We start from the raw sequence: 26,785 nt of genomic DNA, 5'->3' as shown, positions 1-26,785 counted from the left end.
CTCCGGGAGGGATGCTGCGAGGTGCGATGTTGTATAGACAAATTATCCCGTACGGCCGTTGAGCGGCAATCAGGGTTAGTGCTTACGCGCACCCAGGAGGGAGACGGAGAATAGGCGTATAGGCGTTTGCGGGCGGGATTGTCAGGCTGATTGAAAGGCTGCGGGCGCAGCCCGAGTTTTCGCGTATACCCGCGGTCTATACCGTGGCAAATAGCTTGTCCATACAACTTCGTTGCGGCGATGCCCGCATGGGCATCTAGCCGCGAACCCCGCGAACCGCGCTACTGATGCGAAGGCGGCAGATAGGTCATGTGCTGTTCGTCGTACAGCGCGTAGATCAGTTCGAGCATGCGCTGGATGTCGGCCGATTCGTCGAGCATGCGGATGCTCATGATGATCGGCGACACGAGGTTCTGATCGTCGAGGTCCTTATAGGCGATGTCGCCGCGCTGCAAGCCGTACACGCTCGCCGGCACGATCGAGATGCCTTCGCCGGCGGCGACGAGGCCGAGCGCGATCTGCAACTCGCGCGTCTCGTAGAGCCGCTGCGGTTTCAGGCCGCGATCGTGAAACGCGGCCAGCACCTGGTCCGCGTAACTGGGCCGCGGCGCCTTCGGAAAGATGATCAGCGTTTCGCTGGTCAGGTCGTGCAGCGACAGCACCGGCTTCGCGTCGCTCAGCGGATGGCCGAGGGGCAGCGCGACGATCATCCGTTCTTCGCGCAGCACGACACGCTTGATGCTCGGGTCTTCGTGACGAATGCGGCCGAAGCCGACGTCGATGCGGCCTTCCTTGAGCGCCTTGATCTGATCCATCGTCGACATCTCGTGCAGGCTCAGCTCGACGGTGCTGTTCTCGGTGCGAAAGCGGCGGATGATTTTCGGCAGCATGCCGTACAGCGTCGAGCCGACGAAGCCAACGGATAAACTCCGTTCGATCTTGCCGACGCGCCGCGTCATCGCCTCGATTTCCGTCGTTTGCGCGAGCAGCTGCACCGCGTGCGAATAGAAGAAGCGGCCCGCCTCGGTCAGCTTCAGCGGCCGCGAGTTGCGCTCGAACAGCTGCACGCCGAGCGTGTCTTCGAGCTGCTGGATCTGCCGGCTCAACGGCGGCTGCGCAATATGCAGACGTTTGGCGGCCTTGGTGACGTTGCATTCCTCGGCAACGGCTACGAAGTAGCGCAGGTGGCGCAATTCCATAAAAATACCTTTTAAGTATCGTCCCGATACTAAATCAGTGTTGGACGATGCAAATGGCGGACAACTATCCTTCAGTTACCGTAGACGCCCCACAAAATTATACCTCCCGAGCATTGACAACTCGGCCCGGTCTGAAGCGTCGGTCGGCCCCACGGAGACGGCGCAGGCAATTCCTCGCGCATGGGATCCAAGACTTAGAAGAGTTCAGGAGCAGCAATGAAACACGCTGAAATCGAAACCCTGTCGAAAGGGTTGCCCACCGATATCCCGCCTCTCGTGCCGAAGGTCGAGCCCTTGCGCGCCGCGACCTGACGCAACGCCCGGAGGCGCACCGCCTCCACTCCCGACGTGAAAGACCAACCGGCCTGCCGGCCTCCCGGCAGGCAGGCCGCTCCCTACACGCGTGCTTCGCACGCATACCGACAGTCCGTACCAGGAGACACGCATGATTCCGATCTATCCGGATCACACTCCACAACTGAAGAACATCGACGACTTTCTCGTGGAAGACCGCGAGCGCGGCGACTACCGCCTGCATCGCAGCGCGTTTACCGACGAGCGTCTGTTCGAACTCGAAATGCAGCATATTTTCGAGGGCAACTGGATTTATCTCGCGCACGAAAGCCAGATTCCGAACAACAACGATTACTTCACGACCTATATGGGCCGGCAGCCGGTCGTGATCGCGCGCAATCGTCAGGGCGAGCTGAACGCGTTCATCAATTCGTGCACGCACCGCGGCGCGATGCTGTGCCGTCACAAGCGCGGCAACAAGGCGACCTATACGTGCCCATTCCACGGCTGGACCTTCAACAACAGCGGCAAGCTGCTGAAGGTCAAAGACCCGTCGGACGCGGGCTATCCCGACTGCTTCAACAAGGAAGGCTCGCACGACCTGAAGAAGCTCGCGCGCTTCGGCAACTATCGCGGCTTCCTGTTCGGCAGCCTGAGCGATGACGTGCCGCCGCTCGAGACGTTCCTCGGCGAGGCGGCGCTCATCATCGACATGATCGTCGACCAGTCGGAAGACGGTCTCGAAGTGCTGCGCGGCTCATCGACCTACACGTATGAAGGCAACTGGAAGCTGACCGCCGAAAACGGCGCGGACGGCTATCACGTGTCGGCCGTGCACTGGAACTACGCGGCGACGACCAATCATCGCAAGGAAGAAAACGCCCGCGAAGACAAGATCCGCGCGATGGATGCGGGCAGCTGGGGCCGTCAGGGCGGCGGCTTCTACGCGTTCGAGCACGGCCACATGCTGCTGTGGACGCGCTGGGCCAATCCCGAAGACCGTCCGAACTTCAGCCGCCGCGAGGAATTCGCCGCGCGCTGCGGCGCCGAGCGCGCCGACTGGATGATCCAGAACTCGCGCAACCTGTGCCTCTACCCGAACGTGTATCTGATGGACCAGTTCGGCTCGCAGATTCGCGTGCTGCGGCCGCTGTCGGTCAACAAGACCGAGGTGACGATCTACTGCATCGCGCCGAAGGGCGAATCCGACGAAGCGCGTTCGCGCCGCATCCGGCAATACGAGGACTTCTTCAACGTGAGCGGCATGGCCACGCCCGACGACCTCGAGGAATTCCGCGCCTGCCAGTTGGGCTACGCGGCCCGCGCGGTCGAATGGAACGACATGTGCCGCGGTTCGAAGCACTGGATCGACGGCGCCGACGAAGCCGCGCAAAAGATCGGCCTGAACCCCGTGATGAGCGGTGTGAAGACCGAAGACGAAGGCCTCTATACGGTGCAGCACCGCTACTGGATCGACACGATGAAAAAGGCGCTGAACGCGCCGGGGAGCCGCGCATGAGCAACATCGCCATCACCGATATTCAGGCTTTCCTGTTCCGCGAAAGCCGCCTGCTCGACGACGAGCAATGGGACGAGTGGCTCGCCTGCTATCACCCGGATGCGTCGTTCTGGATGCCGTCGTGGGACGACGAGGACAAGCTCGTCACCGATCCGCAGCGCGAGATCTCGCTGATCTATTACCCGAACCGCCAGGGCCTCGAAGATCGCGTGTTCCGCATCAAGACCGAGCGTTCGAGCGCGACGATGCCCGATACGCGCACGAGCCACAACGTCGCGAACGTCGAAGTGGAGAGCGTGGAGAACGGCGTGTACACGGTGCGCTTCAACTGGCACACGCTGAGCCATCGCTACAGGACGAACTACAGCTACTTCGGCATGTCGCGCTACGTGATCGACTTCAACGGCGCCGAGCCGCAAATCCTGAGCAAGTACGTCGTGCTGAAGAACGACTACATCAATCAGGTCATCGACATCTACCACATCTAGCCGGTGCGGTTGCAGGAGACAGGTCATGGAACACACTATTGCACTTCAGTTCGAAGACGGCGTCACGCGCTTCATCAGCTGCCGTGAGAACGAAACACTGTCGGATGCCGCGTATCGGCAGAAGATCAACATTCCGCTCGACTGCCGCGAAGGCGCATGCGGCACCTGCCGCGGACTGTGCGAATCGGGCGCGTACGACATGCCCGAGGAGAGCTACGTCGAAGATGCGTTGACCCCCGAGGAAGCGGGCAAGGGCTATATCCTCGCGTGCCAGACGCGGCCGCGCTCGGATCTGGTGATTCGCTTGCAGGCGTCGTCGGCGGCGTGCAAGACCGGGGTGTCGCGTTTCGAAGGCACGCTCGCGGCGGTCGAACGGCTGTCGGATTCGACGATCCATTTCTCGATCGATATCGAAGGCGCGAGCGCGCCGAGCTTTCTCGCGGGCCAATACGTGAACGTCGAGATTCCGGGCGCGAGCGGCGAGAGCCGGTCGTACTCGTTCAGCTCGGCGCCGGGCGCGGCGCGCGCGGCGTTCGTCGTGCGTAACGTGCCTGACGGCAAGATGAGCGGCTTTCTGAGCCGCGATGCGCAGCCGGGTCAGCGGATCGGCTTCACGGGTCCGTATGGCAGCTTCTATCTGCGCGATCCGCAGCGTCCGGTGCTGTTCCTCGCGGGCGGCACCGGCATTGCGCCGTTCCTGTCGATGCTCGACGTGCTGAAGGCGAGCGGCAACACGCAGCCGGTGCGGCTCGTGTACGGCGTGACCCACGACATCGATCTGGTCGCGCTCGAACAGCTCGAACAAGCGCAGCGCACGCTGCCGAATTTCAGCTACCGCACCTGTGTCGTCGATGCCGCGAGCAGCCACGAGCGCAAAGGCTACGTGACCGCGCACGTCGACAGCGAATGGCTCAATAGCGGCGACGTCGACGTCTACCTGTGCGGCCCGGTCGCGATGGTCGAAGCGGTGCAGGGCTGGCTGCGCGAGAGCAGCGTCGAGCCCGCGAACTTCTACTACGAAAAATTCTCGGCGAGCAACGTAGCATGACTTCGACCTTTATCGATCGCTTCAAGGACAAGGTGCTCGTCGTGACCGGCGCGGGCCAGGGCATCGGCCGCGGCGTCGCGTTGCGCGCGGCGCGCGAGGGGGCGGCGGTGGTGCTGGTGGACCGTTCGCCGATCGTGCACGAGGTGACAGAAGAGATTACGCGTGCCGGCGGCGCTGCGCGCGCGTTCATCGCCGACCTCGAAACCTATGCGGGCGCGGCTGCAATGACGGCCTTCGCGATCGAGGTGTTCGGCCGCATCGACGCGCTCGTCAACAATGTCGGCGGCACGATCTGGGCGAAGCCGTACGAAGAGTACGAAGCCGAGCAGATCGAGGCCGAGGTGCGGCGCTCGCTGTTCCCGACGCTGTGGTGCTGCCACGCGGTGTTGCCCGCGATGCTGGAGCGCGCGAGCGGTGCGATCGTCAACGTGTCGTCGATTGCGACGCGCAGTATTTATCGCGTGCCGTATGCGGCGTCGAAGGGCGGCGTCAATGCGCTGACCGCGAGCCTCGCGTTCGAGCATGCCGAACACGGCATCCGCATCAACGCGGTCGCGACCGGCGGCACCGAAGCGCCGCCGCGCCGCGTGCCGCGCAATACCGCGCCGCAAAGCGAGCAGGAAGCGACGTGGTATCAGGGCATCGTCGATCAGACGATCGCGTCGAGCCTGATGCATCGCTACGGCACGATCGACGAACAGGTCGGCGCGATCCTGTTCCTCGCTTCCGATGAAGCGTCGTATATCACCGGCACCGTGCTGCCGGTCGGCGGCGGCGATCAAGGCTAGCGAGCGGCGGGCCGAACCACGCCGATAGGCCGTGCCGCGATTGTCCTTCATACTATCGGCCCGGAATGACTGCTCCGCCCGGCGCGATGTCACCAACAGCGGGCCGCCACGACCCACATCGACGATGAATCCCACCCCTAGCCAGGCGCCGACCGCGCGCGCCATTGCGGCCGACTGGTCCGTGTCCGCCATCGTGGCCGGCTTTCTGGCCGTGCTGATCTCGTACGCGGGCCCGCTCGTGATCTTCTTCCAGGCGGCGCAAGCGGCCCACATGCCCAACGAGATGGTCGCGTCGTGGGTATGGGGCATCTCGATCGGCGCGGCCGTCTCCGGCATCTTCGCGAGCTGGAAGCTGAAAGTGCCGGTCGTGACCGCGTGGTCCGCCCCCGGCACCGCGCTGCTGGTCGGACTGTTTCCCGCGTTGACGCTGCATCAGGCGGTGGGCGCATACCTGAGCGCAGCTGTGATCATTCTGCTGATCGGCATCTCGGGCTATTTCGATCGCATGGTGCGCAGCATTCCGAAGGGCATCGCCTGCGGGATGATGGCCGGCATTCTGCTGCAGTTCGGCACACATGCGTTCAAGGCTGCGACGTCGATGTCGGCGCTGGCGTTAGGCATGATCGGCGCGTACATCGTGTTCAGGCGCCTGCTGCCGCGCTATTGCATCGTGCTGGTACTGCTGACGGGCACGGTGCTCGCCATCGCGCTCGGCGCCGCGCACCTCGGCGCGCTGCCGCTGCAAGTCACGCGGCCGATCTTCATCCAACCCGAATGGACGCTGAGCTCGACGCTGAGTCTTGCGCTGCCGCTCGTCGTCGTCAGTCTGACCGGGCAGTTTCTGCCGGGCATGGCGATTCTGCGCCTGTCCGGCTATCACACGCCGGCGCGGCCAATCATCACCGCGACTAGCATCGCGTCGATCGGCGTGGCGTTTTTCGGCGGCATCACGATCGTGATCGCCGCGATCACGGCGGCGCTGTGCACCGGCAAGGATGCGCACGACGACCCGGATAAGCGCTATATCGCGGGCATCGCCAACGGCGTGTTTTATCTGATCGGCGGCACCTTCGCCGGTGCGATCGTCGCGCTGTTCACGATGCTGCCGAAGGAGTTCGTCGCGATTCTGGCGGGTCTAGCGTTGATCGGTGCGATCACGTCGAACGTGATGGGCGCGATCCAGGACGAAGACCATCGCGAGCCCTCGGTCATCACGTTTCTCGCGACTGCATCCGGTATGACCTTCCTCGGGCTCGGCTCCGCGTTCTGGGGCATCGTGATCGGCTCGTTCGCCTACCTCGTGCTGAACAAGGTGCGGCGCGAGACGTCGGCAAACCAATGACGAAGCAGTGACTCAAGGCCGCGCCCCGAGCGCCTGAAACAGTGCGGCGGTATCGGCATAACGCTGCCCGGCGGCTTTGGTGCGATCGAGTCCGGTCTGCAATTCCTGGCGCTGCGTATCGAGCAGCGTCAATTGGCTGATGCCGCCCGCCGCATAACGCTGACTCGCGATACCGGCGCTGTGCTGCGCGCTGCGCTGCGCGGCATCGAGCGCCTGCAATGCAATCGCATCCTGATCGAGCGCGCGCAGCGCGTCGGCGACCTGTTGCAGTCCCTGCAGCACGGTTTGCTTGTAGACGGCGAGCGCCGCCTGGTAGGCCGCCTCGGACGAATGCTTGCGCGCCAGCAGTTCACCGCCATGAAACAGCGGCTGTGTGAGACCCGCGCCGAAACTCCACACGTTGAAACCCGTCAGCAGGTCGGACACGTTGACCCGTTCGGTCGCCGCGCTGCCCGATAGCGTGATGCGCGGATACAGGTTCGCGGTCGCGACGCCGATGTTCGCGCTCGCCTGATGCAACAACGCCTCGGACGCGCGAATGTCGGGCCGCTGCTGCGCGAGCGTCGACGGCAAGGTCAGCGGCAGGTCGGCCGGCAGTACGAGCGTATCGAGGTCGAGCGCGGCAAGGTCGTGCGCGGTGGCCAATTCCGCTGGCGCGCGTCCCAGATAGATCGCGAGCTGATGATCGGTCTGCGCGAGCTGCGTGCGCAACGGCGGCAACGTCGCGCGGGTTTGCTGCACGAGCGTGCGCTGGCTCAGCAGATCGACCTCGGAGATGCCGCCCGCACGATAGCGGCGCTCGGCGATATCGAGTTGCTGCATCTGGTTCGCGAGCAGCGCTTCCGTGAGCGCGATCTGCCGCGCAAGCGATGCGCGCCGGATCGCCGCCGTCACCACATTGCCCGCGACCGTCAAACGCGCGGCTTCGAGTTCGTATTGCTGATAGTCGACTTGCGCGGCCACCGCTTCGAGCGCGCGGCGATTCGCGCCGAACAGATCGAGCGTGTACGACACGGTGACCTGCGCGCTGTATAGCGTGAACGGCGCAAACGCGCGGCCCTGCGTCAGCTGACCGAAGCCGAGCGCTTCGGGATCGATTTTTTCGCGCGTGGTCGACAGGTTCGCGTCGACCTGCGGCCACAGCGTGCCGCCCGCCTGCGCGCGGTAGTCCTGCTGCGCTTGGTCGAGTTTCGCGCGGGCTTGCGCGAGGGTCGGGCTGTCGTCGAGCGCCTGCTGCACCAGCGCGTTCAGCGCCGGCGAGCCGAACGCGCGCCACCAGCCGTCGCCGGGCACATCGGTCGGCACGAAGTGTTGTGCGGCGCCGCCGGGACCATCGGCGGCGACGGTGCTTGCCGCGAGCGGCGCGGCGGTGTAGCTCGACACGCTGGTCACGTCGGGCCGATGGAAATCGGGGCCGACGGTGCACGCGCACAATGCCGCGCTTGCGCAGAATGCGGCGAGCCGACGCGTAGCCGATAAACAGGCCGCGCGATGAAAAACCACGTCACGAAAGCGAGGAGCGGAACACATTGCGGGCCTTCCTCAATCGAGCGTGCGTCGATAGAACTTCACGGCGACACCCATCACGACGAACAGAAAGATCAGCAGCGGCCACACATGCGGCCACATGTCGGCCCAACCGACGCCTTTTAGCAGAATGCCGCGCACGAGCCGGTTGAAGTAGGTGAGCGGCAACAGATTGCCGATGTACTGCGCCCACTTCGGCATGCCCGCGAACGGAAACATGAACCCCGACAGCAGGATGTTGGGCAGAAAATAGAACATCGTCAGCTGCATGGCCTGCAACTGATTCTGCGCGAGCGACGACAGCGTAATGCCGATCGTCAGATTGGCCGCGACGAACAATAGGGCGGACAGATACAGCGCGATCAGACTGCCTTCGAACGGCACGTTGAACACGAAGCGAGCCGCCGCGACAATGATGCTGACCTGCACCAGACCGATGGCGACGTAGGGCACGATCTTGCCGGTCATCACTTCGAGCGGCAGCACCGGCGTAGCCAGCAGATTTTCCATCGTGCCGCGCTCGCGTTCGCGGGTGATCGCGAGGCCCGTCATCATCACCATCGTCATCGTCAGGATCACGCCCATCAGGCCCGGCACCACGTTGTACTGGGTGATGCTTTCGGGGTTGTAGAGCCGGTGCAATTGCACATCGAACGCGGTGGGGCCGACCGCGAGCGACGACAGCGGACCCGTGAGGTCCTTCTGTAATACCGACTGCGTGATCGACGGCAACGCGCCGAGCGCGGTGCCCACCGCCATCGGGTCCGTCGCGTCGGCTTCGACGAGCAGCGAGGGCCGCGCGCCCTTGGCCAGCTCGCGCGTGAAACCGACCGGAATATTCAGGACGAACAGCACCTTGCCTTGCGCGAGTGCGCGGCGGCCGGACTCTTCGTCGGGCAGCGTCGAGACGATGTCGAAGTAGTCGGAGTTGCGCATCGCCATCAGGAAGCTGCGTGTGAATTCACTGTGGTCGGCGGCGATGACGGCGGTCGGCAGATGCTTCGGGTCGGTATTGATCGCGAAGCCGAACAGCGCCATCTGCATGATCGGCAGCACGATCATCATCGCAAACGTGATGCGATCGCGCTTCAGCTGCAAGAACTCCTTGCGCACGATGCTCCACCAGCGCATCAGCGAAAAGCGCGTAAGTCGGCGCGCGGAATTCACGATGCTTTGCCCGCGGAAGGCGTTGCGTAATTGTCGGTCGAGCGGTTCATCATGAAGATGAACACGTCTTCGAGGCCGGTTTCCTGTCTCTCGATTCGCAGCGCGGGGTTCGAGCGTTCCAACTGATCGATGCTCGCGTGGAGTTCGGGCGTGTCGGGCCCGCTCATGTGCAGCGACGAACCGAACGCGACGGTCTGCTCGACGCCGGGCGATCTGCGCAGCCGGTCGCCGAGCTCGACGAGATTCTGGCCGTACACGGCCCACGTCACGAGCCCTTGCGAGTCGATCACCTGTTGCGACGTACCCTGCGCGAGCAGCTTGCCGTACGCGATATAGGCGAGCTTGTGGCAGCGTTCCGCTTCGTCCATATAGTGCGTGCTGACGAGTACCGAGATGCCGCGCGCCGCGAGGCGGTGCAGCTCTTCCCAGAAGTCGCGGCGTGCGCTTGGATCGACACCGGCGGTCGGTTCGTCGAGCAGCAGCAGTTCCGGCTCGTGCAGCATGCACGCGGCCAGCGCGAGACGCTGCTTCCATCCGCCCGACAGTGCGCCGGCCAGCTGCTTCTCGCGGCTTTGCAAACCAAGCTGTTCGAGCGCGCGATCCACCGCCTCGCGGCGGTTCTTCATCTCGTAGATGCGCGCGACGAAGTCGAGGTTTTCGCGGATCGACAGATCTTCCCAATAGGAGAAGCGCTGCGTCATATAGCCGGTGCGGCGCTTGATCTGCGCGCTGTCCTGCACGATATCGTAGCCGAGACAGGTGCCGCTGCCGGAGTCCGGCGTCAGCAGTCCGCACATCATGCGGATGCAGGTAGTCTTGCCGCTGCCGTTCGGGCCGACAAAACCGAAAATCTCGCCGCGCTGCACCTGCATCGTCACGTCGTTGACCACGTGCTTGCTGCCGAAATGCTTGTTGAGCCCGTGCACGTCGATAGCGTACGCGGGCTCGCTGGCGTTGGCGGGGGGCGGCGCGGGCGCACTCATTGCAGCGTGACCGTGACGGGCTGGCCGGGCCGCAGCTTCGGCGCATCGGCGGTTTGCGGTCTGGCTTCGACCATGAACACGAGCTTCGCGCGGCTTTCGTTGCTGAAGATCACCGGCGGCGTGTACTCCGCCTGGTCCGAGATGAAGCTGAGCACGGCCGGCACATCGGCGGCGCAACCGTCGCAATGAATCGATACGTGACGGCCCGGCGCGAGCGAACCGACCACTCCCTGCGGCACGAAGAAACGCACCTTGACGTTCTCCGGCGGCAGCATGCGCACGACCGGGCTGCCCGCCGGCACCCATTCGCCGCTGCGATACATCGTGTCGAACACGAGGCCCGCGTGCGGCGCGTGCACGCTTTTCTGATCGAGCTTCCATTGGGCCTGGCCGAGTTGGGCCTGCGCGGCGTCGACTTGCGCCTGTTGCGCGCGAATCTGTTCGATCCGCCCCGGCAGACGTGCGACCGCGAGCTGACTTTGCAACTCGCGCACGTGCGCGGCGCTCGACAGCGCGCTCGCGCGCGAGTCGTCGAGCTGGCTTTGCGCGATGCCGCCGGCGTCGAATTGCTGTCGATCGCGGCGGAACTGGGTCGCGGCGCGCGCCGCATCGGCTTCGGCCTGTACGAGTTGCGCGCGCGTCACGTCGACTTCCGGCGGACGCTTGCCGGTCCCGAGGTCGGCGAGCTGGGCGCGGGCGGAGCGCAGCTGCTCGTTGGCCTGCGCCACCGCGTCGGTTTCGTTCTGCGCTTCGAGCGCGAACAGCGGCGTGTTCTGCGCGACGGTCTGCCCGCGCGAGACCGCGAGTTCGGTCAACTGTCCCGCCTGCGAAGACGCGAGGTACAGGAATTCGCCTTCCACATAGCCTTGCCACGTGTTCGCGGGTTGTTGCGAACAGCTCGCGCACGCGATGCACAGTGCGAGCAACGCGACACGTGTGGATGAGCGGGCGGACGGAATCATGACGGCTTTCCTTTCGCGCGGCGTGCGGTGGACGTCGCCCGGGTCCTGGCCCTGGAGCTCGTCTTGACTGCGGTGGCTGCGCTCATGCCCTGCGTGAGCAGTGCCACGACGTGGCGTTCGAGCGTCGCGCGATCGAACGAGCTGCGCGGATTCAGGCGCTGCCAGATCCTGGCGGTTGCCTGCGGCAGCATCACGAGCGCGAGCACCGAGTTGAACAGCAGCAACGGTTCGAGCTGCGCATTCAACTGGCCCGACGCGCAGCCACGTGCGATGTTCTGACCGAACGCGGCGACCTTTTGCACGGGGATATGCGCAAACGCGCGCTCGCGCAGCAGGCCGCCTTCGTTGATGATTTCGCGCAGCCATAGCGAAGGCAGCCACGGCATGGTCTCGGTGACGTCGAACATGCGTTTGACGATGCCTTGCGTCAGCGCGAGCGGATCGTCGTGTTCGGCATCGACCGGGTCCCAGATCGCGCCGAATGCGGCGACCAGTTTTTCCTCGAACAACGCGTCGAGCAGCTTTTCGCGGGTCTGGAACCAGTAGTGCACCATCGCGGACGTCACGCCGCTCGCCGCCGCGATCTGCGCCACCGTCGTGTTGGCGATGCCGCGCTCGGCGAACAGCGTCACCGCGACATCGAGCAGATGTTCGCGTGCGTCGAAGTCCTGCGGATGAGGACGGCGACCCATTCTGGAGCGGGCGACTTGCGGCATGGGAAACCTGACTAACTGATGAGTTAGTTAGTTTTAACTGCTTGATAGTAGGACAAGTTTTGAGGTGCTGGAGGAGGGGAAACCCTGGCTGGGGGTGGCCGCCGTCGTGTCGTCGATCCGCGTCAAGAGACCGCGCGGCCATGCAACCTGGGTACCGGAATAGACGCTCTTACAAACAACGCGACGAAATTCACAGCACTGAGCCCTTGAGATGTTTTTCCCTTTCGACTTGCCGACGCGGTCGTCGAGCCATCGTTGGGAGCCGAGAATGCGCCGCTCGTCACTATCGAGGCCGCGATGCTCGGTTTGCCCGCCCTCGTCCACGACGGCGGCAGCATGGCGACGACCGGTGACGCGGTAGGCAACAAGATCAAATTTCGGTCTGAGCCTCAGAGCCTCGAACTGGCACTGGATCGACTGGCGGAACATCTGGCGGACAAGGGCAGAAGCTATTCGCTGAGTATTTGCCGGAGCACTACCAGCAGCGGCTCGTGGAAATCATGGAACTCGGAGAGCATGCGGGCACGGCGCCTTCGAGGCGGACAGACGAGGCGGTCTGCTGACGCTTGCGCCGTTCTGCCTGACGTTAAGCTGACATTGGACGGCGCGACGGCGTCGTCCGAATGCGTGACTGCTGCGCGCAAAGCGCATTTTCGCCGGAAATTTCTATACTTCTCTAGCGCACCTGGCACGATCCAGCGCGCGCGACCCAGACGAATTCACGTCAACGAAACGAAGGAATCTAAGCGAACCCGCGGCGCGGCCATCACGGCTCACGCGCGATTCGTATGAGGAGGGAGACATGGCACATTCCGCAACCGCCGAGTCGGGGAAGGAAGGCCACGGCGACGCCTCACCGGCTCTTCCAGCGCTCGCGCTGGCCGCGCTCGGCGTGGTCTATGGCGACATCGGCACGAGCCCGCTCTATACGCTTGCCACCGTGTTCGATCCCGCCAACGGTCTCACGCTCAATGCTTTCAATATCGTCGGCATCGTTTCGCTGATTTTCTGGTCGCTGATGATCGTCGTTTCGCTGAAGTACGTCGTCCTGATCCTGCGGGCGAATAATCACGGCGAAGGCGGGATCATGGCGTTGCTCGCGCTCGCGGCGTCGTCGATCGCGTCGCGGCCGCGCTTGCGTCGCGGGCTCCTCGTGGTGGGGGTGATGGGCGCGGCGCTGTTCTTCGGCGACAGCGTGATCACGCCGGCCATATCCGTGCTGAGCGCCGTGGAAGGGCTCGAAGTCGTCGAGCCCGGGCTCAAGACCTATGTGGTTCCGGTGACGCTCGCCGCGCTGATCGTCCTGTTCGTCACGCAAAAGCACGGCACGGGCGGCATCGGCGCCGTGTTCGGGCCGGTGATGGTGCTGTGGTTCGTCGTGATCGGCGCGGCGGGCGTCGCTAACATCATGGCCACGCCGGTCGTGCTGTATGCGCTCAATCCGCTGGAAGGGCTCCGCCTGGTCATGCATCACCGCTGGCTCGCGTTCGTCGCGCTTGGCGCGGTGGTGCTGTCGCTGACGGGCGCCGAGGCGCTCTACGCCGACATGGGCCATTTCGGCAAGCGGCCCATTCGTGTGACGTGGTTCGGCGTCGTTTTTCCCGCGCTCGCGCTGAACTATCTGGGCCAGGGCGCGCTGCTGCTGGCGAACCCCGGCGCGGTGCAAAACCCGTTCTACCGACTGTTCCCGCAGTGGGCCATCGTGCCGATGATCGTGCTGGCGACGATCGCCACCGTGATCGCGTCGCAAGCCGTTATTTCGGGTACCTATTCGATGACGATGCAGGCGATGCAGCTTTCCTTCCTGCCGCGCATGAACATCGTGCATACGTCGGAGCGCGAGATCGGGCAGATCTACGTGCCCGGCATCAACTGGATTCTGCTGGTCGCCGTGGTCGCGGCGGTGTTGGGCTTCCGCTCGTCGACGGCGCTCGGGGCCGCGTACGGCATCGCCGTGACCGGCACGATGCTGATCACCACGTTCCTGACGTTCTTCGTCGTGCGTTACGCGTGGCGCTACAACTGGCTGCTGTGCGTGCTCTCCACCTCGTTCTTCTTCGTGATCGACGCGCTGTTCTTTTCGGCGAATCTGCTCAAGATCGTCGATGGCGGGTGGTTCCCGCTCGTAGTCGGCGCGATCATGTTCACGATCATGGCGACGTGGGGACGCGGCTGGGAGATGATGCTGGCCGAAGCGCGCACGCGGGCGGGAAAGACGCCGCTCAAACAGTACCTCACCACGCTGCTCGAAAGTTCGCCGACGCGTGTGGGCGGCACGGCGATCTTCCTGACGCCGGACGCCGAAGCGGTGCCGCACGCGCTCGTCAACAATCTGCGGCACAACCGTGTGCTGCATGAGCGCACGGTCTTCCTGACCGTAATCACGAAAAACGTGCCGTGGGTGGCCGACAGCGAGCGCGTGCAGATCAGGCCGCTGTGCGCGGGTTGCTGGCACGCAACGGTGAACTACGGATTCAAGGACGAAGTGGACTTGCCGCGCACGCTGACCGCCCACAAGTCGCCGGAATTCACGTTCAACCCGGACGACACATCCTGGTTCCTGAGCCGCGCGGCTGTCGTGCCCAAACGCGTCCACGGCATGGCGCTATGGCGCGAGCGGCTTTTCGCGGTGATGCTGCACAACGTCGGCAATATCGCGGCTTTCTTCAAACTGCCGGCCAGTCGCGTGATCGAAGTCGGCGCGCGCGTGGAGATTTAGGCAGACAAGGCATCATCTGCCTTTGAAGTAATTCGATAGACATCGCCACTTCGCAACGGCCCTCCACCGGCTCGGGTTCGAAACTTGCTGCCAACGACCAACCGCCGCTCCAATCGGCGCGCGCGTGTTGCTCCGCGGCAGGCAGGCATGGACGAATGCCCGCGCCGCAGCCAATCAGGAGGCGTGCGATGGGCGACGAGACTCACAAGAATCATGGACACGACCGCCGCCGCTTTCTTGCCGGCGTAGCCGCGGTGGCCGGCAGCGTTGCGCTATCGGGTTGCGGTGGCGGCGGATCGGGCGACGACATAACGGGCGGAGGAAGCGGCGGCGACCCCGCGCCCTCGATTACCGACATTCCGGCGCCCAACGCCGCCGACCGCTATGGCCTGCCGCGCCCGGCGTTGCCCGCGCCGGCCAGCTCGGGCATCGACTTCATCGTGCTGGTCACGATGGAAAATCGTTCGTTCGACCATTTCCTGGGCTGGGTGCCGGGCGCGGAGGGCATGCCCGCGAACCGGCAATTCAAGGACGCGTTCGGCGCGACGCAAACGCCGTTTTCGCTTGCGGCGAATGCCGCGTACGGCTATCAGGCGTGCGCCTTCCTGGACCCCAATCACAGCTTCTCGGGGGGCCGCACGCAACTGGCATCGGGTGCGATGAATGGCTGGCTGCTCACGCCGGGCACGAGTCTGAGCCGGGGCGACCTGCTGCCGATCGGCTTCTACACGCAGGCCGACCTGCAATTTTTCAGCGCCGTGGCCAGCAGTTACACGATCGGCGACTTCTACTTCAGCGGCATCCTGACCAGCACGTTTCCCAATCGCCTGTATCTGCATAGCGGCGCAACGGACCGGCTCGACGACAGCGCCGACACGTCGTCGCTCGCGACGATCTGGGACAAGCTGAGCGACGCCGATGTCGACGCTCGCTACTACTACCACGACGTGCCGCTCACGGCGCTTTATGGCACGCGGTATCTCGGCATTTCGCGCCCGTTTGCGGATTTCCTCGTGAATGCCGCGGCGGGGACGCTGCCGCCATTCTGCATGGTCGATCCGTCATTTACGGGCGAGCCCGAAGGCGTTTCCGCCGACGACCATCCGCATGCCGACATCCGCGATGGCGAGGCGTTTCTCGCGCGAGTCTATGAGGCGCTGCGCACGAGCCCGACGTGGAGCCGCACGCTGATGATCGTCGTCTACGACGAATGGGGCGGGTTTCTCGAGCACGTGGTGCCGCCCACCAGGCCGATCAGCAACAGCGAGCTCACGCTCGGCAACGACGGCAAGCTCGGCTTTCGCGTGCCGCTCGCGCTGCTCGGCCCGCGCGTGCGCGCGGGTTCGGTCACGCGCTATCCGTTCGACCCCAGTTCGATTCACGCGCTGCTGCAATGGCGCTTCGGCTTGCAGCCGCTCGGCGTGCGCGGCAGCGATCCGGCGACCTTCAATCTCGCCTACGCGCTCGATTTCAACGGCGCGCCGCGCACCGACGCTCCCGCGTTCACGGTCGCCCAGGGGCCGTTCGGCGGAACCTGCCTGGGGGCGGCCGCGCCCTCGCCGTCGAGTTCGGTATCGGCGATCGATCAGTCGCAAATGCGGGCGATCAACCCGACGGCGGACCGCTTCGCGAACCTGCGCGCGAAGGCGGCGTCATTAGGATTCGCGACCGGCGGCTAACGCCGGTTTCCGCCTAGAATGAGCGGGCCGCAAGCCGGCGCCGGACCGGGCCGCGCGGCCTGACGAAGCTCATGCCTCGAGCGCGGTCGGTCGCCAGAAACCTGGTCGGCACCTGGTAGAGAGCGCTTGCGCGCGACATCGTTTTGCGAAGCGGGCCCCGCATTTGCTAGCGAGACCCTCTCGAAGCCCCGCGGCAGCGTGCAGCATAGGATCGGCACGCGCGGCGGGCCGCCTACGTCGACGTCACCGCGTCGTCCTCAACGGGTCCGCCGATGCCATTTCGTTCCGATCTTCCCGTTTGGTTTTCCCGCCAGCGGTCGTACCGCTGCGTTCTCGCCTCCGTGGCTACGGCGCTGGCGCTCGCCGCAAGCACCGGCGTCACCGCGCAATCCGCGCCGACGGTCGCACCGACCCAGCCGGCCGTGCCGGCCCTTGCGCTGCCCGCATCGGCTGCGGCTGCGAATGCCGGGAGCAGCGCCGCGGCCAGGCACGTCGACAACACGGATCACGCGCAGCCGTCGCCGGTCGTGCCGACGCCGCCGTCCGAACTGTATGGCGAGCTGTATCGCGACGTCGAACTCGCCCACCTGTACCCGGACAGCAAGACGTTCGCCGACATGTCGCCAAACCAGCCGCCGGCGCAAGTCATCGCCGACTATGACAGCCAGCGCGCTCAGCCGCGCTTCGACCTGAAGCAATTCGTCGAACAGCGTTTCACGCTGCCCCCGCGCGAGCCGAAGCGCTATGTGTCCGATCCGAACGAAAGCGTCACCGCGCACATCGATACGCTGTGGAGCGTGCTGCGCCGCGAACCGGAGGCGAGCGCCAGCCCGTACGCTTCGCTGTTGCCGCTGCCGTCGTCGTACATCGTGCCAGGCGACCGCTTCGACGAGATCTACTACTGGGATTCGTACTTCATCCTGCTAGGGCTCGACGCGAGCGGCCAGCGCGCGCTCGTCGACGACGAGCTGAACAACTTCGCGACGTTGATCGACCGCTATGGCCACATCCCCAACGGCAATCGCACGTATTACCTGAGCCGTTCGCAGCCGCCGTTCTTCGCGCAGATGGTGCAGCTCGTCGCGCGCAAAGAGGGCGATCAGGTCTACGCCCGCTATCTGCCCGAGCTGCGCCGTGAATACGCGTACTGGATGGCGGGCAGCGATCATCTGTCGCCGGGCAACGCGGCCCGCCATCTGGTGCGCCTCGCCGACGGCACGCTGCTCAATCGCTACTGGGACGAGCGCGCGGCGCCGCGCGACGAGTCGTACCGCGAGGATGTGATGACGGCGCAGCAGATACCGCAACGCGACGCGCAGGATTTGTGGCGCAACCTGCGCGCGGGCGGCGAAACCGGCTGGGATTTCAGTTCGCGCTGGTTCGCCGACGGCAGGACGCTCGCGACCATCGACGTGACCTCGCTCGTGCCAGTGGACCTGAACTGCCTGATGGTGGAGCTCGAACGCGCGCTCGCGAAAGCCTACCGGGTGACCGGCGACGCGGGTCACGCCGAGAATCTCGAACTACGCGCCCGCGTGCGCGCCGATGCGATCCGCCGGATGCTGTGGGATCCGCAACTGCACGCTTTCACCGACTACGACTTCGTGCATCGCACGCTCACGCACCGGTTGACTGCCGCGACGGTGTACCCGCTTTACACCGGCGTCGCGGCACGCAACGACGCGCGCGAAGTGGCGCAGACGATCCGGCGCGATCTGCTGCGCCCGGGCGGTCTGGCGACGACGCGGACCAATACCGGACAGCAATGGGACGAACCGAACGGCTGGGCGCCGCTGCAGTATCTCGCGGTGATCGGGCTGCGCCGCTACAGCGAGCCGGAGCTAGCTCGCGATATCGCGACCCGCTGGATCCGCACCAACGTCGCGTACTACCAGCGCACGGGCAAGCTGGTCGAAAAGTACGACGTCGACGCGAGCGACAAGTCGGCGGGCGGCGGCGAGTATCCGCTACAGGACGGCTTTGGCTGGACCAATGGTGTGCTGCGCGTGCTGATGCAGCTCTATCCGGATGCGGTGAGTTCGACGAAGCCGGCCGATCTGCCGGGCGGCGCGGTGGGGGTGTCGGATGCGGCGGCATCGGCGGCGGCCGCGCCGCAGACGTCGCACAGCACGTCGGCCGCGGGCCACTAGCGGGAAGAGGTAGTAGCGATACCAGGATGATGGGTTGACTGCCTGACAGCGACGCAGCCCGTTAGCATGCTTCGGATAGCTCGAACGGCCCCTAGTCACCTGGAAAGTCTCGAAGATGAATCGCAAGCTCGACATACCATCGGCCGAACCGGTGCCGCCGCAGGCGCAGGCCACGGCGGCTGCCAAGGCCGCCCCGGCGGCCGGCGATGAAGCCGCCGCGCATTGGCAGCGCAACCTGTGCGTGTGCGTGTTCGGCTCGTTTACGACCATCGTCGCGATGACGCTGCTGCTGCCATTCCTGCCGCTCTACGTCGAACAGCTCGGCGTGAAGGATCATGCGGCGATCGTGCAATGGTCCGGCGCCGCATTCGGCGCGACCTTTTTCAGCGCCGCGCTCGTCGCGCCGCTGTGGGGCAAGCTCGCGGACCTCTACGGCCGCAAGCTGATGCTGATCCGCTCGAGCCTCGGCATGGCGGTCGCGATGTCGCTGATCGGTATGGCGCACTCGGCCTGGCAACTGGTTGCGTTGCGGCTGCTCGCCGGGCTGCTCGGCGGCTATGCGTCGGGCTCGATGATCCTCGTCGCGACGCAGACGCCGAAGGCGCGTTCGGGCTGGGCGCTCGGCGTGCTGTCGTCGGGGATCATGGCGGGGAACCTTGTCGGCCCGCTGATCGGCGGCTTTTTGCCGCCGTTGATCGGCATCCGCGCGACCTTCTGGGCCTCGGGCGCGGCGATCTTCGTCGCCTTTCTCGCGACCGCGGTTCTGATTCGCGAGCAGCCCGTCCGCAAGCGCGCGGACAGCGCGTCGAAGAAGGGCGCGTGGGCCTCGGTCGACGACAAGCGGCCAGCCATCGCGATGCTTGCCACCGGCCTGCTGCTGATGGTCGCGAACATGTCGATCGAACCGATCATCACCGTCTACGTCGCCCAGCTCACGAAGCCTCAAAGCGTGACGATGGTCGCGGGCTTCGTCATGTCCGGCGCGGCGCTCGGCAGCGTGATCTCGTCGTCGCGCCTCGGCAGGTTCGCCGATCGCGTCGGGCACTGGAACGTGATCGTCGGCTGCCTCGCGGTATCGGCGGTGTTGCTCGTGCCGCAGGCGTTCGTCACCGCGAGCTGGCAACTGATCGTGCTGCGTTTCCTGATGGGGATCGCACTCGGCGGCCTGTTGCCGTGCATCGCGAGTGTGATCCGCCACAACGTGCCGGCGAGCGTGACTGGTGCGATTCTCGGCTACTCGGTGTCGTCGCAGTACGCGGGGCAGGTGGCCGGCCCGCTGCTGGGCGGTTTCGTCGGCGGACACGTCGGCATGCGCGCGGTGTTTCTCGGCACCAGCGTGCTGATGGCGCTCGGCGCGCTCGCAAACTGGCGCGTGAAATCGCGCAGCGTACGGGCCGAGGCGGCGCGCTGATACGAGCCGCGTCGACGCTCGACAGGTTTGCCATTGCGGCGAAAACACCCCATCCCTAGGCGGCCCAGCGCCCGCGTAAACCCCAGCGCGCGTCTGGCCGAACCCGCTTTGCTCCTTATTTTATTCATGCTACTGTGAATCGCAGTTCGCAAGGCTATGCAAATTTACATTGCAGCCGGCCGAGGCGGAACTGGGATGGCCTGAGGTCGCCACCCCGCCGGACACACCCCAACGTGTAATCCTGACCAGGGAGAAAGCGCGGTGACGCAGGTTCCGATCGAACGTAGCAGCATCGTCTCCGCGCACGCTTTGTCCCGCCCACGTCTGGCCCCGGCGAAATGGTTCGTCAGGGCGGGCGTCGCGCTCATCTATCTGTTCATGCTGAGCCCGCTGATCTTCGTGATCTGGCTGAGCTTCTTCAAGGACGCGATCATCACGTTTCCGCCATCCGGCTACACGCTGTCGTGGTACGTCAATGCATGGCGTAACGACGCGTTCGCGAATGGCTTCGTGCTGTCGCTGAAGCTCGCGGCGGGCGCGGCGCTCGGCGGCGTGGTGCTCGGCGTGGCCGCCTCGCTCGCACTGGCGCGCTACCGGTTTCCTGGGCGGCGCCTCGTCGGCAACACGCTGCTGCTCCCACTAGTCGTGCCTGGCATCGTCGCCGGCATTGCGACTTATCTGTTCTATCTGCGCGCCGAAAATGCGCTCGATACCGACATCGTCGGCACCTTCGGCGGCCTGCTGCTCGCGCATATCTGCCTGACGATCCCATGGACGATCCGGCTCGTCACCGCGAGCCTGAGCCAGATCGACACCACCGTCGAGGAGGCGGCGCGCAATCTCGGCGCCGGCGCGTGGCGCACGCTGTGGCGCGTCACGTTGCCGATGCTGCGGCCGGCGATCGTCGCGTCCACGCTGTTCGGCTTCATCGTCTCGTTCGAGAACCTCGAGATGACCTTGCCGCTCGTCGGCCCCGGCAAGACGACGTTGCCGATCGCGATCATGCAGTACCTCGAATTCAATCTCGACCCAACCATCGCGGCGGTATCGGCCGCGCAGATCGTGCTGCTCGGCATCGTGATGCTGATCACCGATCGATTCGTGAAGCTCGGCAAGGTGATCTGAATATGGCTCAGGTATCCCTGCGCAATCTGCGCAAGCAGTACGGTGCGACGACCGCGGTCGCCGACGTGTCGTTCGATATCGCCGAGGGCGAGCTGGTCGCTTTCCTCGGCCCGAGCGGCTGCGGCAAGACGACGACGCTGCGCATGGTGGCGGGCTTCGTCGAGCCGAGCGACGGCGAAATCTGGATCGGCAATACCGAGGTCACGCGGCTCGCGCCCGACAAGCGCAATACAGGCATGGTGTTTCAGCGCTATGCGTTGTTTCCGCACATGACCGTCGCGCAGAACGTCGCGTTCGGTCTGGAAATGCGGCGCGTGCCAAAAGCCGAGCGCGACACGCGCATTCGCGAGGCGCTCGACATGGTGCGGCTGACGTCGCTCGCCGAACGCTATCCGCGGCAGTTGTCCGGTGGGCAGCAGCAGCGCGTCGCGATTGCGCGCGCGCTCGCGATCCGGCCCGACGTGTTTCTGCTCGACGAACCGTTGTCGAATCTCGACGCGAAGCTGCGCGTCGAGGTTCGCGAAGAAATCCGCGCACTCCAGCAGCGTCTCGGTCTCACGACGATCTTCGTCACGCACGATCAGGAGGAAGCACTCGCGATGGCGGACCGCGTCGCCGTGATGCACGACGGACGCGTGCAGCAGATCGGCAGCGCGGACGAGTTGTACGAGCGGCCCGCGAATCCGTTCGTCGCGAGCTTTCTGGGGCGCATGAATTTCCTCGCGGGCCACGTCGACGACGGCCGGTTCATCACGGCGAACGGCGAAAAGATCGCGCTGAGCGCCGCCGCGCCCAGGGCCAACACCCTCGGCATTCGCCCGGAGCGCCTGCGTCTCGCCGCGGCGCCCGAGCACAGCGAAGTATCGATTCCGGTACGGCTCGCCGACCGGATCTATCTCGGCGCAACCGTCGAATTACGCCTCACGAGCGAGCGTGGCCAGAGCCTCGTCGCGCTCGTGCCGAACACCGCGCATGCGGGTGCCGGCGGATGGTCGCCGGGCGACACGCTGCACGCGTGCTTCAGAACCGAAGATTGCCTGCTTTTTTCCGCCTGAAGGACCATCAAATGAGCCATCCCATCACGCGCCGCACGTTTCTGAAAGCTGCATCCGGTCTGCTCGTCGCACCCACGCTCGGCTTCGATCCGCGCGCGGCATTGGCAGCCGACGCTTGTCCCAGTGTCGTCGTCGGCACGTGGGGCGGCGATTATCTGAACCTGCTCGAGCAGAACATCGGCAAGCCGATCATCGCGGCGGCCGGCGGTCGCGTCACCTACGACTCGGCGGATCAGATCGGCCGCATGACGAAGCTGCGCGCGGAGAAGATGTCGCGTCACGGTTCGCTCGACGTCGCCTGTCTCGCCGACATCGACATGTTCGACGTCAACCGTTCGGGCGTGCTCGAACCGCTCGACACGAAACTGGTGCCGAACTCGGCGCGCACGATCGAAGCGCTGCGCCGCCCGTATTCGATTCCGCACATCTTCAGTGCGATGGTGATCGTCTATAACCCGGAGAAGTTTCAGGCGAAGCCGGACTCGTTCGCGGTCGCGCTTGATCCGAAACTGAAGGGACGGGTGGGCTTTTCCGACATTCTGTACAACTTCAACGTGCTGCAGTCCTCACTCGCGGCCGGTCAGCACAATGGCGACACGACGGCCGGCATCCAGTTTCTGCGCGAGGTGCGCAAGCAGCAGCCGAAGGTCTATCCGTCGAACGAAGCGGTCGCGGCGGCGCTGAAAAGCGGCGAAATCTGGATGACCTGCATGTGGAAAGCGCGCGCGTTGCAGTGGAAAAAAGGCGGCGTGCCGGTCGACTACGTATTCCCGAAAGAGGGCGGCGTGCCGGTCACGTTCGAAGCCGCCGTGGCGAAGAATGCCCCATCGCGTGCGTGCGGCTTCAACTACCTGAACGCGATGCTGGATGCACGCGCGCAGGTCGGCTTCGCCGAGACGATGGGCTATGCGCCGACCGTCACCGATGCGGCCTTGCCGCCGACGCTGCAACAGAGCGTCGGCTTCACCAATGCCGAACTCGATCGTCTGGTGAAAGTCGACTACGCGCGCTTCACCGCGGAAAAACCGGCGCTGCTCGACTTCTGGAACAAGGAATTCAAGCCGGGACTTTGAACCATGACGACGAGCGCACTGAACGCCGCGCCGCGGCGCCGCGACTTCACCGGGGGCCTGCTCGCAACGCCTGCAGTGTTGGTCGTGCTATTCGTGATCGTGCTGCCAGGCGTGCAACTGGTGCGCTACAGCTTCAATCATTTCGACTCGGTCCAGATGATGCAGGCGGCGTTCACGCTCGAGAACTACGTCCAGTTTCTGACCGATCCGTACTACCACGCGGTGCTGTGGACCACGATCAAGGTGGCCGCGCTGTGCACGGCGCTGTCGCTCGTGCTCGGTTTTCCGGTCGCCTATGTGCTCGCTAAAACGCAGAGCCGCTACAAGAGCCAGCTGGTGATGCTGCTGGTGTTTCCGCTGCTGGTCGGCAACGTCGTGCGCGCGGCGGGTTGGATGGTCATGCTTGGCAACGCGGGTTTCGTCAATGCGACGCTGATCGCGCTCGGCGTCGTCGATCAACCGGTGCGGCTGCTGTATACGCCGTTCGCGGTGGTGGCCGGCACCACCGCCGTGGTGTTGCCGTACATGATCCTGACGTTGCAGAGCGTACTCGAAGGCCTCGATTTTTCGATCGAGGAAGCTGCGCGCAATCTCGGCGCGAGCTTCGCCCAGACGCTTGCGCGCGTCGTGTTGCCGATCGCTGCGCCCGGCGTCGCGGCCGGCACGATGCTCGTGTTCATTCTGTGCATGAACGCATACGCGACACCGGTTCTGCTCGGCGGCACCGGCATCACGATGATGACGCCGGCGATCTACGACCAGATCGCCAAGGCCAACAACTGGCCGTTCGGGGCCGTGCTGTCGCTCGTATCGATGGTCGTCACGTTTGCGCTGGCGCTGTTGTCGCACTGGATCATCCAGCGCCGCTACGCGAAGACGATGATGACCTGAACTGGCAGGGCGCGCCGCGGGCTCGTGTGTGGGATGCGCCTCTCTTCAATTGACTTTCTGAAGGAATCACAGATGCCGACCCTCACCGAAAAGACTCGCGCTTACCGTCACGACCTGATGCAAAAGCTGATGGAACGTCAGCGGGTCGATGCACTGATCTTCACGTCCGCCGACTTCTTCCAGTTTGCGACCAATTTCCATGTCGACGTGCAGACCTGGGAGCGGCCGATCGCGGTGTGCGTGCCGCTGTCGGGCGAGCCGTTTGCGATCATGAACGAGCTGTCGACGCATCACGCGATGATGGCGCGCGAGCGCGGGCATCTGTGGCTCGACGATATCTCGTTCTATTCCGAGCATCCGCGCGTGGTCGAGCGGCAGCCGCTGCTCGCGGAAGTCCCGGAGCTGATCGCCGCGCGTTTGCGCGCCGCCGGGCTTGGCGCATCGCGAATCGGCGTCGAGGCCGCGGGTGGTCCGCTCGGCCGTGCGGCGTCGCTGTTGCCGGACGCGAAGTTTCTGCCGATGCTCGCCGAGCTGCGCTCGTTGCGCTGGGTCAAGCACCTGGAGGAGATCACCGTGATGCGGGCAGCCGCGAGTCTCGCCGATTGGGTGCAGGACCAATATCGCGAGAACATCCGCCCCGGACGGCTCGTGCAGGAACTCGACTATCAGATGGCCGCGCTGATGGTGACCGAAGGCGCACGCCGCTTTCCCGGCGAGAACCTCGAAGTGATGCGTTGCTGGACCCTGTCGGGACCGGCATCGGCGTCGCCGCATGGCGACGGGGCGTCGTGCGGCGCGAAGATCAAGGCGGGCGACGGTCTCGTCAATATCGTGATTCCGCGTTTGAACGGTCTCGTGATCGAGAACGAGCGCACGTGGTTCTGCGGCAAGCCGAGCGCCGAGCAGGCGCGTTTTCATGAGGTCGCGCGCGCGGCCAACGAGGCGGCGGTCGCGGCGGCCGTCACCGGCCAGCCCGTTTCGGGTATCGACGCGGCCGCGCAGGCTGTGATCGAGCAGGCCGGCTGCGCGAAGTACATCCGGCATCGCACCGGGCATGGCATGGGCATCATCGGTCACGAGTATCCGGACGACATGGCATTCAATCACCGCGCGCTGCTCGACAACGAAGTCTACTCGGCGGAGCCTGGCATCTATGTGTACGGCCTCGGCGGCTTCCGGCTCGACGATTCGGTCGTGACCGGCCCCACCCCCGAGCTGCTGACGAAGACCCCGCGCACGCTCGCGCACGCGACCATCGATTGAGTCGCGCGGCTCGCGACACCCTTCAACGTTGAAGAGGACCCGGCTGTGAACCGGGAGGAGAGATGATGGAGTCGATTCTGTTCTCGCACTGCGCGCTGCTCGATCCGGTTGCCGGCGAGTTGCGCGACGACCACGCGGTGCTGGTGGAAAACGGACGCATCAAGGAAGTCTCGGATCGGCCGATCCGTATCACGTCCGCGCGCGAAATCGACGTGCGCGGCAAGACGCTGATGCCTGGCCTGATCGATCTGCACGTGCACGTGCACGCGACGCAGCTCAATCTCGCGGCACAGGTGAACCTGCCGAACGTGCTGGTCACGCTGAAGTCGTTGCCGCTGTTGCAAGGCATGCTCAGACGCGGCTTTACGACGGTGCGCGATGCGGGCGGCGCGGGCTTCGCGCTCAAGCAGGCTTTGGAACAGGGGCTCGCCGAAGGTCCGCGGCTCTTCGTGTCGGGCCGCGCGATCAGCCAGACCGGCGGACACGGCGACATGCGCGGCCGCAGCGACTACATCGGCACCGATAGTCCATGCGCGTGTTGCGCGCGCGTCGGCGCGATATCGCGTGTCGCCGACGGCGTCGATGCCGTGCGTCGCGCGGTGCGTGAAGAGCTGCAGATGGGCGCCGACCAGATCAAGATCATGGCCTCGGGCGGTGTCGCGTCGCCCACCGATCCGGTCGGCGCATGGGGCTATTCGGAAGACGAGATCAGGGCGATCGTCGACGAGGCGCGGGCGCGCGGCACCTACGTGCTCGCGCATGCGTATACGGCCGAGGCGATCGCGCGCGCGGTCCGCTGCGGGGTCCGCACGATCGAGCACGGCAATCTGGTCGACGAAGCGGCGGCGCGCGTGATGGCCGAGCACGGCGCGTTCGCGGTGCCGACGCTCGTCACCTACGACGCGCTCGCGAACGAAGGCGAAGCGCTCGGCCTGCCGGCAGACAGCGTTGCGAAGATCGAGAGCGTGCGTCAGGCGGGCTTGCATTCGCTCGAAATCTTCCGCTCGGCAGGGGTGCCGATGGGCTTCGGCAGCGATCTGCTCGGCGAATCGCAGCGTCTGCAAAGCGATGAATTCCGCCTGCGCAGCGAAGTGCTGTCGCCGCTCGAGATCCTGCGTAGCGCGACGGTGGTCGGCGCGCAGGTGCTCGGCCAGGTCGGGCAGCTCGGGCAGATCACGGCAGGCGCGCACGCCGACATGCTGGTTGTCGACGGCAATCCGCTTGCGTCGCTCGACTGTCTGCTGGGGCAGGGCGAGCGCATTCCGGTCGTGATGAAGGCCGGTAAAATCCATGCCTTTGATTTGCCGGCGTGACATGCGCAGCGCTGCCGTGCGAGCGCGGTTGACAGCGGGGGGCGCCGGCGGCCCATGCAATCCGGAGAGAACG

22 protein-coding genes are annotated in these 26,785 nt (G+C 65.0%); 15 read left to right on the top strand and 7 right to left on the bottom strand.

The window, feature by feature from the left end; translation table 11 throughout:
- Positions 1-281: 281 nt before the first annotated feature.
- On the bottom strand, positions 282-1,199 hold the full coding sequence (locus VSR82_RS20010; RefSeq protein ID WP_018434770.1) for a LysR family transcriptional regulator: 918 nt from the start codon (positions 1,197-1,199) through the stop codon (positions 282-284).
- A 445-nt stretch (positions 1,200-1,644) separates the two neighbouring features.
- Between VSR82_RS20010 and benA the strand changes: the two genes are divergently transcribed.
- From benA to VSR82_RS19985, 5 genes are all read left to right on the top strand, one after another.
- Complete coding sequence (gene benA, locus VSR82_RS20005) at positions 1,645-3,012, top strand: benzoate 1,2-dioxygenase large subunit (protein ID WP_429463071.1); 1,368 nt, start codon at positions 1,645-1,647, stop codon at positions 3,010-3,012.
- Positions 3,009-3,500 carry a benzoate 1,2-dioxygenase small subunit gene (benB, locus tag VSR82_RS20000; RefSeq protein WP_410852325.1) on the top strand — a complete coding sequence of 164 codons (492 nt, stop codon included), beginning with the start codon at positions 3,009-3,011 and terminating at the stop codon, positions 3,498-3,500. The genes benA and benB overlap by 4 nt, the downstream gene beginning before the upstream one ends.
- Before the next feature lie 25 nt (positions 3,501-3,525).
- Complete coding sequence (gene benC, locus VSR82_RS19995; RefSeq protein ID WP_429463072.1) at positions 3,526-4,548, top strand: benzoate 1,2-dioxygenase electron transfer component BenC; 1,023 nt, start codon at positions 3,526-3,528, stop codon at positions 4,546-4,548.
- Positions 4,545-5,336, top strand: coding sequence for a 1,6-dihydroxycyclohexa-2,4-diene-1-carboxylate dehydrogenase (locus tag VSR82_RS19990; protein WP_368582514.1), 792 nt, complete (start codon positions 4,545-4,547; stop codon positions 5,334-5,336). Before benC ends, VSR82_RS19990 begins: the two co-directional genes overlap by 4 nt.
- A gap of 124 nt (positions 5,337-5,460) precedes the next feature.
- Positions 5,461-6,678: a benzoate/H(+) symporter BenE family transporter gene (locus tag VSR82_RS19985; RefSeq protein ID WP_429463073.1), complete on the top strand. Its 1,218-nt coding sequence runs from the start codon at positions 5,461-5,463 to the stop codon at positions 6,676-6,678.
- Between the two features lie 12 nt (positions 6,679-6,690).
- On the opposite strand, the gene VSR82_RS19980 is transcribed toward VSR82_RS19985, so the two are convergent.
- From VSR82_RS19980 to VSR82_RS19955, 6 genes are read right to left on the bottom strand one after another with little or no spacing between them, the layout of a single operon-like run.
- Entirely contained in the window at positions 6,691-8,208 is a 1,518-nt protein-coding gene (locus tag VSR82_RS19980; protein WP_429463074.1) for an efflux transporter outer membrane subunit, read from the bottom strand.
- A 12-nt stretch (positions 8,209-8,220) separates the two neighbouring features.
- Complete coding sequence (locus VSR82_RS19975) at positions 8,221-9,336, bottom strand: ABC transporter permease (protein ID WP_429463664.1); 1,116 nt, start codon at positions 9,334-9,336, stop codon at positions 8,221-8,223.
- A gap of 32 nt (positions 9,337-9,368) precedes the next feature.
- Positions 9,369-10,355 carry an ABC transporter ATP-binding protein gene (locus tag VSR82_RS19970; protein WP_498858004.1) on the bottom strand — a complete coding sequence of 329 codons (987 nt, stop codon included), beginning with the start codon at positions 10,353-10,355 and terminating at the stop codon, positions 9,369-9,371.
- Positions 10,352-11,317 carry an HlyD family secretion protein gene (locus tag VSR82_RS19965; protein ID WP_368582510.1) on the bottom strand — a complete coding sequence of 322 codons (966 nt, stop codon included), beginning with the start codon at positions 11,315-11,317 and terminating at the stop codon, positions 10,352-10,354. Before VSR82_RS19965 ends, VSR82_RS19970 begins: the two co-directional genes overlap by 4 nt.
- Positions 11,314-12,009 carry a TetR/AcrR family transcriptional regulator gene (locus tag VSR82_RS19960; RefSeq protein ID WP_368582509.1) on the bottom strand — a complete coding sequence of 232 codons (696 nt, stop codon included), beginning with the start codon at positions 12,007-12,009 and terminating at the stop codon, positions 11,314-11,316. Before VSR82_RS19960 ends, VSR82_RS19965 begins: the two co-directional genes overlap by 4 nt.
- A 57-nt stretch (positions 12,010-12,066) precedes the next feature.
- Positions 12,067-12,462, bottom strand: a complete 396-nt coding sequence (locus tag VSR82_RS19955) for a hypothetical protein (protein WP_429463076.1) — start codon at positions 12,460-12,462, stop codon at positions 12,067-12,069.
- A gap of 373 nt (positions 12,463-12,835) precedes the next feature.
- Between VSR82_RS19955 and VSR82_RS19950 the strand changes: the two genes are divergently transcribed.
- The 10 genes from VSR82_RS19950 to VSR82_RS19905 all read left to right on the top strand — a co-directional run bounded on the left by VSR82_RS19950 (position 12,836) and on the right by VSR82_RS19905 (position 26,712).
- Positions 12,836-14,752 (top strand): potassium transporter Kup, encoded by a 1,917-nt coding sequence (locus VSR82_RS19950; protein WP_429463077.1) that lies wholly within the window; start codon positions 12,836-12,838, stop codon positions 14,750-14,752.
- A 188-nt stretch (positions 14,753-14,940) separates the two neighbouring features.
- Entirely contained in the window at positions 14,941-16,431 is a 1,491-nt protein-coding gene (locus VSR82_RS19945; protein ID WP_429463078.1) for an alkaline phosphatase family protein, read from the top strand.
- A gap of 341 nt (positions 16,432-16,772) precedes the next feature.
- On the top strand, positions 16,773-18,581 hold the full coding sequence (treA, locus tag VSR82_RS19940) for an alpha,alpha-trehalase TreA (RefSeq protein ID WP_429463079.1): 1,809 nt from the start codon (positions 16,773-16,775) through the stop codon (positions 18,579-18,581).
- Positions 18,582-18,696: 115 nt separating this feature from the next.
- Positions 18,697-19,992, top strand: coding sequence for an MFS transporter (locus tag VSR82_RS19935; protein WP_429463080.1), 1,296 nt, complete (start codon positions 18,697-18,699; stop codon positions 19,990-19,992).
- A gap of 261 nt (positions 19,993-20,253) precedes the next feature.
- The gene (locus tag VSR82_RS19930) at positions 20,254-21,117 is read left to right on the top strand and encodes an ABC transporter permease (protein WP_410852316.1); all 864 of its coding nucleotides are present in this window, start codon (positions 20,254-20,256) and stop codon (positions 21,115-21,117) included.
- A gap of 2 nt (positions 21,118-21,119) precedes the next feature.
- Entirely contained in the window at positions 21,120-22,172 is a 1,053-nt protein-coding gene (locus VSR82_RS19925; protein ID WP_429463081.1) for an ABC transporter ATP-binding protein, read from the top strand.
- A gap of 11 nt (positions 22,173-22,183) precedes the next feature.
- Positions 22,184-23,245 (top strand): extracellular solute-binding protein, encoded by a 1,062-nt coding sequence (locus VSR82_RS19920; RefSeq protein WP_410852314.1) that lies wholly within the window; start codon positions 22,184-22,186, stop codon positions 23,243-23,245.
- 3 nt (positions 23,246-23,248) lie between these two features.
- A complete protein-coding gene (locus VSR82_RS19915; RefSeq protein ID WP_368582500.1) occupies positions 23,249-24,136 on the top strand; it encodes an ABC transporter permease in 888 nt (295 codons plus the stop codon).
- A 72-nt stretch (positions 24,137-24,208) separates the two neighbouring features.
- Positions 24,209-25,399 (top strand): M24 family metallopeptidase, encoded by a 1,191-nt coding sequence (locus tag VSR82_RS19910; protein ID WP_429463082.1) that lies wholly within the window; start codon positions 24,209-24,211, stop codon positions 25,397-25,399.
- Positions 25,400-25,464: 65 nt separating this feature from the next.
- On the top strand, positions 25,465-26,712 hold the full coding sequence (locus VSR82_RS19905; RefSeq protein WP_410852329.1) for a metal-dependent hydrolase family protein: 1,248 nt from the start codon (positions 25,465-25,467) through the stop codon (positions 26,710-26,712).
- The last annotated feature ends 73 nt before the right edge of the window (positions 26,713-26,785 follow it).

Origin of the sequence: Burkholderia sp. JPY481 (genome assembly GCF_038900515.1) — a bacterium.
In the GTDB taxonomy this organism is placed as follows: Bacteria; Pseudomonadota; Gammaproteobacteria; order Burkholderiales; family Burkholderiaceae; genus Paraburkholderia; species Paraburkholderia youngii.
The sequence above is the reverse complement of the archived record's forward strand: the minus strand, read 5'-3'. Positions and strand labels throughout refer to the sequence as shown.